Consider the following 15,065-nt stretch of genomic DNA (forward strand, 5'->3'; position numbering starts at 1 on the left):
TTTATGAAGAAGATAACGCTTTGCGATACGTAACAGGCGTTTGCCCTGTAGCCTTTTTAAACCACTCAGAGAAACTACTCTGTCGCTTAAATCCTAATGACTCCGCAATAACGTACATCGGTTCGTCAGATGTGTGTAGCAATAGTTTGGCGCGTTTTAAACGTAAAGATTGTACATACTCACCAATTGAAATGCCATAACGTGCTTTAAAATCTTGCGTCATTTTACTCTTACTCATATGCCACTGACTAGCTAAATCTTGTAAGGATAAATTTTGGTCAAAATGCATGGTGATAAAGTTATGCAAACGAGTGAGCGCATCACGATCTGGCGTTTGTCTTTTAGCACCATAATACACAAGAATCGCCATTAACTCATACGCTTTACTTTTATAATAATTAGTAGCTGTTGTTGGTGTTGGTAGGAAGTGCGCAATAATTTCTAAAGCACTTTTTAACTCCATTGAATATTCATTAGAAAATAACGTAAAGAGTTGTGCTGTTAGGACAGGGTTTAAATTGTACCAACTTTCAATATAATGCAAAAAATGTGCATCTACAATGAACAAAATCGCCTTTTCTTGATAAAGTTGCAGATTTGTTAATTCTACTGTTGACACATGTTGGTCTTGTAATAATAAAGCGTAGCGCCCTGGTAAATGGAGGGGATATGGTTCATTAAGATGTAAATCATAATGCATAAAATAGAAATGTTCGCCTTCAAAAAACCACAGTTTACCTGTCCCTAATGAAGCGTTGGCACGATAAAGATGACCAACAGGAAAAGCTTGTTCTTCGCCAAGCGAAGTTAGAAATGTGTGCATACATCAAAACTCCTTTACACGCAAAGTATAAAGGAGTTGAAAAAACTTATCAATTAAAAATTGTTAGTGGTCTGTTTTTGTTTGCGCCAAAAGACGTAGATAAAAATACCAATCATCGTCAAGCCTTCAGCAATAGGGAACGCTAACCAAATCGCATGATTGCCAAAGTAACGAGGCAATACATAGAGGAGTGGTAAGAATAACACTAAACTACGTGCCATAATAATAATAGTAGCTAATTTTGTTTTTTCGACAGATTGATAAAACTCAGCAAACACCATATTGACACCTAAAAATAAATAACCACTAAAGAATAACACAATACCATCTTTCGTAAAGGCAATCACGTCAGGGTCATCAATCCCAAACATGGCAATAATCCAACCATTGGCTACTACACCTATTACGAAGGATAAGACGCCAATAATAAAACCCGTTAATACACCAATGCGCACAAAGCGATGTAAGCGTGCAAATAATTTGGCGCCGTAATGATAACTTGTAATAGGTTGTAAGGCTGCCCCAACGCCAATAAACAGCATTAATGATACCGCATGAATATAATTGATTACAGCGTAGGATGTAATGCCAACCTCACCAGCAAAGTGACTAAATGTAATGTTATAAGCAATAACAATAATAGCAGCCGACCCTTCAATAATAAAGCTCGGTAAGCCAATTTGCATAATACGTATCATCATAGCATTTGACCATGTGAATTTTGTAAAACGTAAATGACTTTTTGGTAAAAAGAAATGCACAAGTAAAATTAAAATACCTAAAAATGTAGCAATAATAGTAGCGATAGCAGCCCCTTTAACGCCCCAACCGAAGTGAAAGATAAATATATAGTTAAAAATAATATTAAAAACAGCAGTTGCTACAAGTGCAATGGTAGATAACAGAGGGTTGCCATCATTGCGCACAAAAATACTTAAAATATTTTCTAAAATAAAGACTAAGCCGAACCATAAAATTAAATGGAGGTAGTCATGCACATAGGGATAAATGCTATCATTTGCGCCAAAAAAATAAGCAAGCTGTCGTTCAAATAGTAAAGATAAACCAATGATAATTGTGACAATCCCAATAGCTAACGCAATGGCTTGTGTAAAAATAGCGTTAGCCTTGTTACTTTCATTAGCACCCATATGAATGGAGTAAAGCGTTGCCCCACCCATGCCAATCCATAATGAAATGGATAATAAAATAGAGTAAATAGGTACTGCGATATTAACACCTGCAAGTGCACGATCCCCCACACCGTGGCTCACAAACAGTCCATCGACTAATATATTGATCGCCATTAATAACATACCAATCATTGATGGGATTAAGTAATGTAAAAAAAGACGTAATGGTTGTTTTGTTTCCATCATTTTATTCACCTATACCTTTTCAGATTCTTATAGTAGTGTAAAGTATACGGTTACCATATAGTCAATGACTTTTCATCATTTATTTGTAAAAGTTTTATTAAGAACAAGCAAAAAGGTTGAAAATAACATAGTCTATCGTTACTATAAGCTATAGTATGTACGCACTACATAAAATAGGTAAAAGGTATTTTTTATTGTACATCGTTACTGGATAAAAGGGGTGATAAGCTATGATGATCCTGTATACCTATGACGAATGGTTCAAACCAAAAGATAACAAAAAACCTGGAGAAAAGAAGAAGTAAAAGGGTGGTTACATATGAGGGAGCAAATAAAGAGGGCTATGTCAGAAAGGTAATAGATGACATAGCCCTCTTTTAATTATAGCGCTAAATTCTTAATATCATGTTTAAGGTAATCTTAAGATTTTCTTCATAAGTAGGAAAGGTTAATTTAAGGTTGCTTGCCTATACTAAATATAACGATACACATACGCAAACGAGCGGATATTTTAGTGAAGGTGATGAACATGAAAAAAACAATATACATCATATTGACGCAAACGAAAACATTTTTATCTCGAGCCATTGGTATGTATACAGGTAAACAAATGAACCATGCTTCGATTGCATTTGACGATGAGTTACATGATATGTATAGTTTCGGTCGTTTACAATTGCATAATCCATTAAGCGGTGGTTTTTTACGAGAACAAGCGGAAACAGGCTTATTTGAAAATGCGCGATGTATGATTTATAAAGTTGAAGTTTCTACATATCAATATTTACGTATGAAAGAGAAAGTACGTTATATGCACGATAATCGCGATCGTTATAAATATAATTTCATTGGTTTATTTGGTGTAATGTTTCATAAAGAAGTAAAGCGTGACCGCGCTTACTTTTGTTCACAATTCGTGGCAACCATTTTAAAAATGGGTGGGCTCGAAGTACGTGAAAATCCTGCGTTTATGACACCACACTGTTTATCTAATCTTGAATATGCAGAGCCTGTTTATGAGGGGTCATTAGCTGATTACTTACACGCTGTACGTTTACCAGTTGTACCGTATGCCATATAATAGTACCTTTTGCAAAATCCGTTTTTACACGCTGTAAAGACGGATTTTTTAATAAATGTTATTAATACCAATTATAGGTTTTATTAATTATAATTAAAATAGACAACTTTAACAGGAGTCTTATGAAAAGAAATGTAGGAGGTGTGTATGTTGAAAATTATTGTGATAAGTAGTCTTGTATTGTTAGGTTTATTTATTATTTTTATATTAGGTGCTAAGTATTCATTACAAAGAAATAGAAAAAAAACAAAAGATGATATCATTACTTTTATGAAGAAAAATCCAGAAGATTGGTCACTATCGGTTATTCAAAATGGGGAAGTAGTGATGCAGCATAATGAGGATACTGTTTTTCCTTTAGCAAGTACGGTTAAAATTTTGCACGCCGTTGCATTTATCGAAGCTGTCAGTGAACAAAGATTAGACCCTGAAGAAGTAGTTGCTATAAAGGACCTCAATCTGTTATATATACCAAACACAGATGGCAATGCGCATACAGAATGGAAAGAAAGAGAACACATTGGTGATGAGGTAACATTAAAGCAAATTGCACAAGGTATGATGAAGTATAGCTCCAATGCATGTACAGATTATTTATACTACCGTTTAGGTAAGAAAGCGATTGAGCAAGTCGCTATAAAATACGAGTTAACACAACAAACAGCTATATTCCCAATAGGTGTTGCTGTTCTTATACCGAGTTATTTGCATATTGAAGAGCAAGTAACAAAAAAAGCATTAGCGAAAACAATGCAGCAACTCACATCAGAGGAGTATGCACAAATTGCTGACAACCTACTTCATAAAATCTTGCGCAATGAAGCAGAATCGTTAAAAGAACATGTCAGCCTTATTGCACCACGGAAAATACAAAAAGAAATTACTAAGAGATTACCTGCTGCCACAAGTCAAAATTATGCTACGTTCATGTATGAATTAGGTGCGGGTGACAGCTTATCAAATGAAGAACAAGAGCGATTCGATGAAATTATGGGCCCCCTATATGAGCATGATGCTATACGTCTATGGACAAAAGGGGGATCTACAATGTACGTATTAACCTATGCTGCTTTTCAACAGAATGAGAAGGAACAACTGAGTTATGCGTTCTTTATTGAAGATACCGTATCTGTTGACCTTATGTGGATTACTAATTGTATTGCTGATTTTCATAAATCTTTTTTACAAGACAACACGTTTCGTAACAAAGTATGCCACACTATTACAATCCCAAAGTAGTATACAATACCATGAGTTAGTGTCTTTATTTATTTTTTCGCCAATGAATGGTTGTAGTTGTGATATTACTCTTAAAAAAGATGGGATAACATCAGCATAAGATCAAGGAATCCTTTGGGATAAACAACATTATTCGTGTTTTTTCTGCTTAGTAGCAATGGTGCACAGTATGCCATGTGCAATAGCCATTACGTATCGTTACATATTAAAAGACATGTTAACAAAAGCATTTTTAAAGAAGGTTATCTTCTTTAAAGATGCTTTTTTGTGCAAATGTACAGATAAATTACAGTGACACTAGAAAGTCAGTTTTATTGTATGTTCTTATTGTTTTAATAAACAAAATAACACTTATAGTAGAATTCTATAATGAGAGAAGATATGAAATTTTCAGAAATTTAACTTGAAATGTTTTTGGATTATGATATGATAAGAAAAATTATAGTTACACTGTAATTGAAAAGAGATTTTACGATATTTTAGAAATTTATACTGCTTAAAGTGTAAAAAAATCTTATAATTATGGAAATACTGTAATTTTGGAAGGAGTTTTGGTTGTGGAGGATATTCATTTAAAGATTAAAGCATTAAGACAGGAGCAATCACTAACATTAAAGGATTTGAGTGAAAAGACGGGACTTTCTTTAAGTTTCTTATCTCAGATTGAGCGCGGGGCTTCATCACTTTCCATCACATCACTAAAAAAGATTGCAGATGCTCTGCAAATTCCGATTAATTATTTTTTTGTGGAAGATGAAGAACATCAACAGTTTGTTGTTTACAAACAACACCGTCACAGTTTTACGACAAAGCAGGGAAGTCAAGTATATACAAGAGTTAATGGCACATTCACAGGGCGTAAATTAGAGCCTATTGTTGTTACATTGCCTCCATATATGAATGAGTCCCATCCATTTAGTCATAATGGCGAAGAATTTTATTATGTGTTAGAAGGCGAAGTCATTGTTACGATTGACCAAGAAAAATATCATTTGCGTGCAGGTGATACGATTCACTATCCGTCTTATTTGCGTCACCACTGGGAGAATCCTCTACCAACAGAAACGATTGTATTAAGTATCGTTACACCATTAATTTTCTAGGACAGGAGTGGGAGAAATGAGAGTTGCAACAGATATTGGCGGCACATTTACCGATTTAGTATATGTGGATGAACAAGGGAATTTTGGTACAGATAAAAGCAGCACAACACCACCTCATTTTGAAAAAGGGGTATTACATGTCTTACAAAAAAGCGGTATGGACAAAGAACAGCTCACGATGTTCATTCATGGTACAACCGTTATTATAAATGCACTGACAGAAAGAAAAGGTGCAAAAACAGCGCTTATTACAACAAAGGGCTTTCGTGATGTATTAGAGATCGCAAGGGGGAATCGCCCAGATTTATTTAACGTGCAATATGAAAAGCCAACACCTTTTGTGCCTCGTTATTTACGTCAAGAAGTGAATGAGCGTTTAAATTATAAAGGTGAGGTGTTAACAGCGCTCCACAGAGAAGATATTGAATCAGCTGTGGCTCTGTTTAAACGTGAAGGTGTAGAATCCATTGCAGTAGCTTATTTACATGCGTATGCTAACCCTACGCATGAACAACAAACTGTCGCAATAATCAAAGAACTTTGGCCGGAAGTGATGGTTACAGCATCAAGCGATATTACACAAGAGTGGCGTGAGTACGAGCGTATGAATACAGCCGTGTTAAATGCCTATGTACAGCCAGCAGCCACCACATATATTGACCGTTTAGAAAAGCAATTAACACAAGCCATGACAATTGATCAACGCTATATTATGCAGTCGAATGGCGGTACAACAAAATTTGAAAATGCGAAATTAGCACCCATCAATATGGTAGAGTCAGGCCCCGTAGCAGGAATTTTAGGAGCCGCAGTACTTGGAGAAATGATTGGTGAAAAAAATATCATCGCCTTCGATATTGGGGGTACAACAGCAAAATGCTCTCTAATTGAAAATGGCGAGGTTAAAGTTTCAACTGATTATTATATTGAAAAAGATAATCGCCATGCAGGTTACCCCATTAAAACCCCTGTCATTGATATTGTGGAAATTGGTAATGGCGGTGGCTCAATTGCGTGGATCGATGAAGGCGGCGCACTAAAAGTAGGCCCACAATCTGCGGGCTCAACACCAGGTCCTGTAGCATATGGTCAAGGGGGGACAGAGCCAACCACGACAGATGCTAACTTAGTGACAGGGCGTTTATCGGCAAATAACTTTGATTATAAAGTCGATTTAACAAAAGTAAAACAAGTACTTGCCGAAAAAATCGGCGAACCTTTCCAAATTTCAGAGGAAGAGGCAGCGCTTGGTATTATTCGTATTGCTAACTCCAACATGTTAAACGCTTTAAAGTTAATTTCAATTCGTAAAGGGCATAATCCAAAAGATTTCACATTACTTGCTTTTGGCGGTGGTGGTTCCATGCATGCACCAGCATTAGCATTAGAGCTTGGGGTAAAGAAAGTTGTGATTCCAATTGCATCCCCTGTATTCTCGGCTTGGGGCATGTTAATGACAGACTTACGTCATGACTATATTCAAACGTATATTAAACGTTTAAATGAAGTACCACTAGCATTATTAAATCGACAATGGGATGACATTAAACAAAGTGCTTTACAACATTTTGAAGATGAAGGTATGAAGGCAGAACAAGTCGAGTTCCACTATGCAGTAGATATGCGTTATATCGGGCAAGAACATACCGTAAAAGTACCTGTAACAACAGGCGAGTGGCAAGAAGCAACGAAGTTACAAGTTGTGCAGGACTTCCATGCGTTGCATGAAAAGAACTATACATTTAGCTTGCGTGATGCCGAAACAGAAATTGTGAATTTACATGTAACAGCATTTGGTAAAGTACCAAAGCCACAACTACAAAAAATCCAACGTGACGGTACAAATGAAGCAGCTATTAAAGAGCAACGTCGTGTGTATTATGAGCATATGGGTTGGGTAGATACTGCGATTTATGATCGTGATTTACTCATTCCAAATGAGGTCATTCAAGGTCCTGCTATTGTGGAAGAAAAAGCGGCTGTTACGGTTATTTATCAACAGCAACAACTACACATGGACGATTATGGTAACTTAATCATCGAGAAGAAAGGGGAACAATAACATGACGCACCAAAAAGTTGACCCATTTACATTAGAAATTGTGAAAGATTCCTTATTATCTGCTGGTGATGAAATGTTTGTAGCGTTAGCACGCACATCTATGAGTCCAATCATTTATGAAGTATTAGATTATGCGAGTGGCTTAACAGATGCGGAAGGTAATCTGTTGACACAAGGGAATGGTGTCACAGGATTTATTGGAATGCTGACATTTATGGTTAAGGAAACATTGAAAAAGTATCCTGGAGACCAATTACATGAAGGAGATATTATCATCATAAATGACCCTTACCAAGGTGGCGGCTCTCACTTATCAGATGTGGGACTTGTTATGCCAATCTTCTACGAAGGAAAGCTTGTTGCCTTCTCCGCAAACAAAGCGCACTGGACAGAAGTTGGCGGGAAAGACCCTGGTTCTTTTACAAATGACTCGATTAGTATTTTTCAAGAAGGTTTACAGTTCTCATGTATTAAACTATACAATAAAGGAATAATAAACGATGGGATTGTAGAGATTATTCGCTCAAATGTCCGTTTCCCAGAGCTCTCGTTAGGCGATATGTATGCTCAAGTAGCAGCATTAAAGACAGGCGAACGCCGTGTGAAAGAACTTTGTGAGAAACATTCAGTAGATACTATTTTAGCTTCTATCACATATCATCTTGACCATGGTGAAGCCATTTCACGTCAAGAATTAAAGAAGTTGCCTAAAGGTGAATTTTATGCTGAAGACTTTATTGATACAGATGGCATAGGCAATGGGCCATTCCCTATTAAAGTGAAAGTGACTATTACGGATGAGGCTTTCATTTGTGACTTCAGAGGGAGTTCGCCACAAGTGCCAGGGCCAATGAATTGCTCTTATACAGGTCTTGCTTCCGCTGTGCGTGCTATTTTTTTAGCGATTACTAATCCAGCACAAGATGTGAATGATGGCGTTTTCCGACCACTCGAGATTATTGTAGATCCAAAATCTATTATGTCAGCTGAACGACCTGTTCCCGTGTCTAATTATTTTGAAACTTTGTTAGGTAGCTTGGATTTAGTCTGGAAAGCATTAGCACCACATTTACCAGAGCGCTTAAATGCAGGTCAATTTTTATCTGTATGTGCTGTCACATTATCCGGTACACATCAAGATACAGATGAACCATTCTTAATTGTCGAGCCTTCAGTAGGTGGCTGGGGAGCTGGCGCAAATCAAGATGGAGCATCGGGTCAATTTTGTTTCGCAGATGGCGAAACATACAATGTACCAGTAGAAGTAGCTGAAACTCGTTATGGTGTTATGTTAGATGAGTATGCTTTACGTACAGAAGGTAATGGTGCAGGTGTGGGTGAGTTTATGGGTGGTAAAGGTGTCATTCGTTCCTATCGTGCTATGACAGACCAACAAGCTGTAACGGTAACGTTTGGCCGCAATAAGTTTTTACCATGGGGCGTTGATGGTGGTGCGCAAGGTTCACCTAATGAATTTTATGTAAAAAAAGCAAATGGTGAAGTAGATGGTCCTTATGGTGTTTATCCACGTTATCCATTGAATAAAGGCGATGTTGTACAGTTGATGACAGGTACAGGTGGCGGGTATGGTGATCCATTAAATCGACCAGCCCAGCAAGTTGTACAAGATGTAAAGGATGGTTATATTACAGCAGCTGAAGCAGCTCGCTATTACCAAGTTAATGTAGATGAACAAACGTTTACGTATGAGATTACAGGGCAACGAACAGAATAAAATTGAGGTGTCATCATGGAAATTAAACAGAGAGAAAAACAAACAGATGTCGTACAAGCATTTTTCCAACATCAATATCCTAATGCAAATGTAACAGTAGGTTATGTAACTATACCTGCTGGAGAGCGTTTGCCAAAAGAAGGTACGACCGCTCATCACGAGCAAGAATATTCTTATGTGTTAAAAGGCTCATTAAAGGGTGAGTCAGGTAAGGAGCCTTATGAAATTAATGCAGGTGAATTTTCTTATATTCCTGCAGGTGAACCGCATTGGTGTGTTAATGAAGGACAAGAGGCTGTTGAGCTTGTCTATGCGATGGTAGAAACTAAATAAATAAAACAAGAGGGCGCAAAGTTAAAGCGAAATCGCTTTGCGCTTTTCTTATACGAAAAAATCAAAAATGAAGAGAGAAAAGCACGTTTATTTTATTCAAGGGGTGAATGAAGTATGACAAAAAAACAAACACAAGGGATGGCTCATAACGACTCTGCATTATTACCAGTCCCTGTTGACCAACGTCAACATTGGTTAACACCAGCAATGATTTTTGGCGGTTTGGAGTTTACGATACCTGTACTAATGGTAGGGGCAGCGTTAACAGCAAGCTTTGGTATGAGTAAGATTGTTATTATTTTAATTATCGCATTATTCGGATTTCAATGGATTGGAAACACATTACAAGGCTATATTGGGGCTAAAACGGGTCTTGCTTCGTCTGTAATTGCTAAATCAAGCTTTGGTACTATTCAAGCAAAAGTCATTGTTGGCTTTACCATTTTTATTGTGTCATTAGGATGGTGGGCCTTGCAAACGGCTGTAGCAGGTAATGCGTTATCTGCCATGCTTGGCATTGATTATAAAACAAATTGGCTAGGATGGGCCATTGTTACAACGATTGCAGGTTTTACATTTGCCTTACCTTCCATCATAGGTTATAGCTCAATGAAGTGGACAGATTATTTGGCAGTACCTTCTGGGTTATTATTAATCATAGGTGGGATTTATTTAGCATTAAAAAATACAGGTTGGGAGACGATTACTTCTTGGCAACCTGAGCCGACTATGACCATTACAGCTGCTATTAGTTTAGTAATTGGGGTCAATGTTTCACAGTGGGTAATTGCTTCCGATTATACGCGATATGCAAAACCAACATGGCGTGACAATTGGCTGATCCCGAGCGGTATTATCGTAATTGGTTTCCCACTATTTATGGTAGGTGCCGTTATGGCTGTGGGTGTTGGAGATGCGGATATTGTAAATGTTATGATGAACTTAGGCTTTCCTGTATGGGGTTTTTTAATTTTATGGATTGCTACTTGGACAAGCCAAATTGTTAATAACTATAGTATGGGCTTAGCGCTTGCTAATATGTTAAACATTGGCTCTAATAAGGGAAGAGCCATATTAACATTAATAGGTACTGTATTAGCGATTATTGTAGCGTTAATGGGCGTATTAGCTTATTTTGAAGACTTCTTATATTTAACTGCATTATTATATCCAGCAATTGGTGGTATTATGTTAGCCGACTTTTTCTTGATCCGCAAACAACAATGGCGTGAGAATGAAGGCTGGAATTGGATGGCAACGATTGCTTTAGTATGTAGTGTAACAGTGGGTTATATTACGCAGTATGTGTATCCATTTGGATTGCCAGCAGTGCAATCGCTAGTTGTAGCAGGGCTTGTTTATGTCATTACCATGCGCATCAAACATAACGTAGCACCTGATGATTTTACTCGTGTATAATAAACACGAGGTGAGAAGATGAAAGCATATTTAGCAAATGGTTTATTCTCAGTAGGTGATCGTTACGTGAATGAGACGTTGGCACAACAATTACGAACCGCAATACCAACACTCGATTTGTATGTACCACAAGAGAATCCAGCAATTAATGATAAGGCAGCTTTTGCGACTAGTGAGGCAATTGCACAGGCAGATACCGAGGCTTTACGAGCAAGTGATGTGCTAATTGCAGTGCTCGACGGCATTGAGATTGATTCAGGTGTTGCAGCAGAGATTGGTTTGTTCTCGACATTAGAGCGCCCTATTATTGGTGTATTTACAGATGTGCGTCAACAAGGGCGTACTCATCCAGATAAGTTAGCGATCCTACAGCAAGATGCTACAGAAAATCAATTTGTATATCGCAATTTATTTGTCGTAGGTTTGATAAAACAACGTGGTGTCATTGTAGATTCCCTAGCACAGGCTGTTACAATCGTTCAACAACATGCAAAGGAGTGGGAGAATGCTTCAATTTGACCATCTCGTTCATTTTACAGCTTCTCCTGAAGCAGCTGCTACAAAATTTCAAGCACACGGCTTTCATACCGTTATGGGTGGTAAGCACGAAAAATTAGGTACTTACAATACGTTAAGTTACTTTGGTCTACGTTATATTGAATTTATTGGGGTATTTGATGATGTCCGATTGTTAGAGCAAGCTTCGTTGCCCTATAGTTTAAATGCCACATTTGTAAAGCAAAATAAAGCACAAGGCGGTTTACGCTTTGCTTTACGTACAACCAATATTAAAGGCTTAGCAGAGCATTTTCAGGCATTAGGTTATACATGCTCAGGGCCTAAAGATTTTAGTCGTAAACGTCCTGATGGTAAGATTATTGAATGGCAATTATTATTTATTGGTCGTAAAGATATGGTGTTTGATATGCCATTTTTTATCCAATGGAAAGAAGATGACAATACGCGTTTCCAAACGATGCAACAAGAAGGCATGATTGTTGAACAACCTGCTCATATTACAGGGATTGCTTATCAAACATCACACGCTCAAATGATGCAACAATTGTGGAGTGAACATTTACAATTACAAGCATTACCAAGTTTTGAATATCAACCTTTTCAAGCAACAGCATATCCTGTTGCATTACAAGATGGGTTTACGATAACCTTTTATCAGCCCAAGTATAGCAAACAAAGAGATAACCTGTTATCCGACAATAAGATAAAGGCGTTAGAAATGATAAGTGCTCGTTCACAAGATGATTTTACTATCGACGCCATGCATTATCATATGAAATAATAAAACAGAGACCTGTTAAAAATAAGGTCTCTTTTTTAGTGCTAAAGTTGCCATATATCCTATGTTAAAAGACATGTATTTAAAGATATGATGGATATATATATGGAAAATGAAGTGCAATATGAAAAAGAAAAGAGTTTCAATCAATACAAAATTAAGTGTTGCCTTCTTATTAGCTTTACTTGTACCTACAATTTTAATAGCAAGTAATGCTTTTTTTGCAGCTAAAAATGAAATTACTACGCAGATTGAAAATAGCGCTAAACAAAGCATGCAAACGTTAGAAGATGTTATTCAACAATATGTAGACCCCATTGTAAAAAAAGCTGCTTATTTTGGTAAGACAATAGATATTGAAACAGAAGACAAAGTTATTATTTTGGAGCGTTTAACACAATACTATGAAACGAGTGATGATACAGTATCCTAATTTATAGGTACAATAAATGGGGAGATGTATCAATAGCCATTCAACGAGAATCCATGCGATCAGTGGATTCTATGCAGCGTACAAGTGACGAAGTAACAAAAGGTTTAGCCATGTTTATACAAACAGAAGAGAATTTTGTGCAAGTCAACCAATTTATAGAGACGATTACAATACAATTATCACAAGTGCTGACTAATGCTAAAAAAATAGCTCAAAATAGTCAAGATGTCAAACAAGATATGCAAAGTTTTACACAAATCACTGAACAAAATCGTAATGTGATACAAACAATAGCTGAAGCTATAGAAGAACAGTTAAATGCAATGGAAGAGATAACTGCAATAGCAGAGATATTAGAGGCAAGTATGGAAGAATTAGAACAACAAATTACACGTTTTCAGCTGAAAGAAGGAGAAAAAAACGTACGAAATAAATAAGAATAACCGTTGTTTATTCACGCGGTAAGCAAGCTAACAAGTGATAAAGTATATTTCTTTACCACTTGTTTTATCTTTATTTTAGAATGCGTTATTAGATTTGTGTTGGTTTATGCACAATAAGACGTAATAAGGAGCGAACAGTTAACTGTCCAATGTAGGTAAACATTGCAATAATAATAATTAAATCATTACGTTGAAATCCTTTAAACCAAGATGCCTCTTTTGGCATAAATAACATGGCTAACACAAATGACAAGACAAAAGCAATGGCATTGACAAGTGAAACTTCACGTTTACGTACAAAAGTGGCACAAAATCCTGCAATTACCATATAGGCTATCCAAGTGAAAATAATAAAGTCATCTGGGCCCTCGCGTAAAAAAATGCGATATTCAAAATGATGAAATAAAAAGGCAACAGGTAGTAATCCTAAAACGTAGTATACATAATGCATCAATGCACCTCTCAAACTGTGTACTCCATATGTACAAATATGCTTGTTCAACACAGGAGCCTTCTTTTTTCGTAGAATATTGTGTCTATTTCATAAAAAATCAAAGTAAATCAAGCATAATGCGTTATAATGAAGTTGTAAATATCCAATTACTTTAGATGAGGTGTAATAAATGAGTAATCGACAAACAACATACAATTTTAATGCAGGTCCTTCTGCATTACCAACGGTTGTGCTAGAACGCGCTCAAGAACAACTAGTAAACTTTGAAGGCAATGGCATGTCTATCATGGAAATGAGCCATCGTGGCAAAGTTTATGAGGCTGTACATAATGCTGCTATTGAACGTCTACGCAAATTATACAACATTCCAGCAGATTATGACGTATTATTTTTACAAGGTGGCGCAAGTTTACAATTCTCCATGATTCCTATGAACTTTTTGGCGGAAGGTGAAAAAGCAGGCTATATTATGACAGGTTCATGGTCAGAAAAAGCTTGTAAAGAAGCAACAGCAGAAGGAGCTACATATGAAGTAGCTTCATCGAAAGCGGACAACTACAATTATATTCCTACAACATTTGATGTACAAGAAGGAACACGTTATGTGCATATGACAACAAATAATACTATTTTTGGCACACAGTTTAAGTCGTTTCCTACGTTTGATGTACCATTAATTGCCGATATGTCTAGCGATATTATGTCAAAGCCAATTGATGTAACTAATTTTGATATGATTTATGCAGGTGCACAAAAGAACCTAGGTCCTTCAGGTGTAACAGTAGTTATTATTAAAAAGGACTTTTTAGCAACAGCAAAAGCGGAGAACCCAACCGTATTAAAATATGAAACACATGCTAAAAATAATTCCCTTTACCATACACCACCTACATTTGGCATTTATATGTTAGGTGAAATCCTAAAATGGATTGAAGAACAAGGTGGCTTGACAGCAATTGATCAACAAAATAAAGACAAAGCAGCACTTATTTACGATGTCATTGATACAAGCGAAGGTTTTTATGTTGGGCACGCAACAAAAGAGAGTCGCTCATTAATGAATATCACATTCCGTTTACAAGATGAAGCGCTTGAAAAGCAATTTTTAACAGAAGCTGCTGAGGCTGGTTTTGTTGGTTTAAACGGTCACCGCTCAGTAGGAGGATGCAGAGCATCTACTTATAATGCTGTTCCAGTAGCGGCATGCCAAGCATTAGCAGACTTTATGAAGGCTTTTATGAAAAAACATAACTAAATGATACCT

15 protein-coding genes are annotated in these 15,065 nt (G+C 36.7%); 12 read left to right on the plus strand and 3 right to left on the minus strand.

From position 1 onward, the window contains the following. Window position 1: 1 nt before the first annotated feature. Together IEW44_RS03570 and IEW44_RS03575 are read right to left on the minus strand one after the other, a co-directional pair. Complete coding sequence (locus IEW44_RS03570; protein ID WP_188613650.1) at window positions 2–823, minus strand: helix-turn-helix domain-containing protein; 822 nt, start codon at window positions 821–823, stop codon at window positions 2–4. Window positions 824–876: 53 nt separating this feature from the next. Continuing rightward, the gene (locus tag IEW44_RS03575; RefSeq protein ID WP_229704146.1) at window positions 877–2,199 is read right to left on the minus strand and encodes an MATE family efflux transporter; all 1,323 of its coding nucleotides are present in this window, start codon (window positions 2,197–2,199) and stop codon (window positions 877–879) included. Window positions 2,200–2,731: 532 nt separating this feature from the next. Here IEW44_RS03575 and IEW44_RS03580 point away from each other — a divergent pair. The 11 genes from IEW44_RS03580 to IEW44_RS03630 all read left to right on the plus strand — a co-directional run bounded on the left by IEW44_RS03580 (window position 2,732) and on the right by IEW44_RS03630 (window position 13,341). Continuing rightward, on the plus strand, window positions 2,732–3,283 hold the full coding sequence (locus IEW44_RS03580; protein WP_188613652.1) for a hypothetical protein: 552 nt from the start codon (window positions 2,732–2,734) through the stop codon (window positions 3,281–3,283). 147 nt (window positions 3,284–3,430) lie between these two features. Continuing rightward, window positions 3,431–4,522 carry a serine hydrolase gene (locus tag IEW44_RS03585; protein ID WP_188613653.1) on the plus strand — a complete coding sequence of 364 codons (1,092 nt, stop codon included), beginning with the start codon at window positions 3,431–3,433 and terminating at the stop codon, window positions 4,520–4,522. A 557-nt stretch (window positions 4,523–5,079) separates the two neighbouring features. Next, window positions 5,080–5,625, plus strand: a complete 546-nt coding sequence (locus IEW44_RS03590; protein WP_188613654.1) for a helix-turn-helix domain-containing protein — start codon at window positions 5,080–5,082, stop codon at window positions 5,623–5,625. A 16-nt stretch (window positions 5,626–5,641) separates the two neighbouring features. After that, on the plus strand, window positions 5,642–7,687 hold the full coding sequence (locus IEW44_RS03595; protein ID WP_188613655.1) for a hydantoinase/oxoprolinase family protein: 2,046 nt from the start codon (window positions 5,642–5,644) through the stop codon (window positions 7,685–7,687). 1 nt (window position 7,688) lies between these two features. Further along, on the plus strand, window positions 7,689–9,422 hold the full coding sequence (locus tag IEW44_RS03600; protein ID WP_188613656.1) for a hydantoinase B/oxoprolinase family protein: 1,734 nt from the start codon (window positions 7,689–7,691) through the stop codon (window positions 9,420–9,422). Between the two features lie 15 nt (window positions 9,423–9,437). Further along, window positions 9,438–9,755: a cupin domain-containing protein gene (locus tag IEW44_RS03605; RefSeq protein WP_188613657.1), complete on the plus strand. Its 318-nt coding sequence runs from the start codon at window positions 9,438–9,440 to the stop codon at window positions 9,753–9,755. 114 nt (window positions 9,756–9,869) lie between these two features. Continuing rightward, window positions 9,870–11,174, plus strand: coding sequence for a purine-cytosine permease family protein (locus IEW44_RS03610; RefSeq protein ID WP_188613658.1), 1,305 nt, complete (start codon window positions 9,870–9,872; stop codon window positions 11,172–11,174). An 18-nt stretch (window positions 11,175–11,192) separates the two neighbouring features. Continuing rightward, window positions 11,193–11,693 carry a nucleoside 2-deoxyribosyltransferase gene (locus tag IEW44_RS03615; protein WP_188613659.1) on the plus strand — a complete coding sequence of 167 codons (501 nt, stop codon included), beginning with the start codon at window positions 11,193–11,195 and terminating at the stop codon, window positions 11,691–11,693. Further along, entirely contained in the window at window positions 11,680–12,474 is a 795-nt protein-coding gene (locus IEW44_RS03620) for a VOC family protein (RefSeq protein WP_188613660.1), read from the plus strand. The genes IEW44_RS03615 and IEW44_RS03620 overlap by 14 nt, the downstream gene beginning before the upstream one ends. A gap of 121 nt (window positions 12,475–12,595) precedes the next feature. Continuing rightward, entirely contained in the window at window positions 12,596–12,904 is a 309-nt protein-coding gene (locus IEW44_RS03625; protein ID WP_188613661.1) for a hypothetical protein, read from the plus strand. A 71-nt stretch (window positions 12,905–12,975) separates the two neighbouring features. Beyond that, on the plus strand, window positions 12,976–13,341 hold the full coding sequence (locus IEW44_RS03630) for a methyl-accepting chemotaxis protein (RefSeq protein WP_188613662.1): 366 nt from the start codon (window positions 12,976–12,978) through the stop codon (window positions 13,339–13,341). Window positions 13,342–13,435: 94 nt separating this feature from the next. Here the strand turns inward: IEW44_RS03630 and IEW44_RS03635 are convergent, their stop codons facing one another. Continuing rightward, window positions 13,436–13,798 carry a hypothetical protein gene (locus IEW44_RS03635; RefSeq protein ID WP_188613663.1) on the minus strand — a complete coding sequence of 121 codons (363 nt, stop codon included), beginning with the start codon at window positions 13,796–13,798 and terminating at the stop codon, window positions 13,436–13,438. A 172-nt stretch (window positions 13,799–13,970) separates the two neighbouring features. On the opposite strand from IEW44_RS03635, the gene serC reads away from it, so the two are divergent. Further along, on the plus strand, window positions 13,971–15,056 hold the full coding sequence (serC, locus tag IEW44_RS03640; RefSeq protein WP_188613664.1) for a 3-phosphoserine/phosphohydroxythreonine transaminase: 1,086 nt from the start codon (window positions 13,971–13,973) through the stop codon (window positions 15,054–15,056). Window positions 15,057–15,065: the final 9 nt, after the last annotated feature.

Source organism: Lysinibacillus alkalisoli (genome assembly GCF_014643595.1).
GTDB lineage: Bacteria > Bacillota > Bacilli > Bacillales_A > Planococcaceae > Metalysinibacillus > Metalysinibacillus alkalisoli.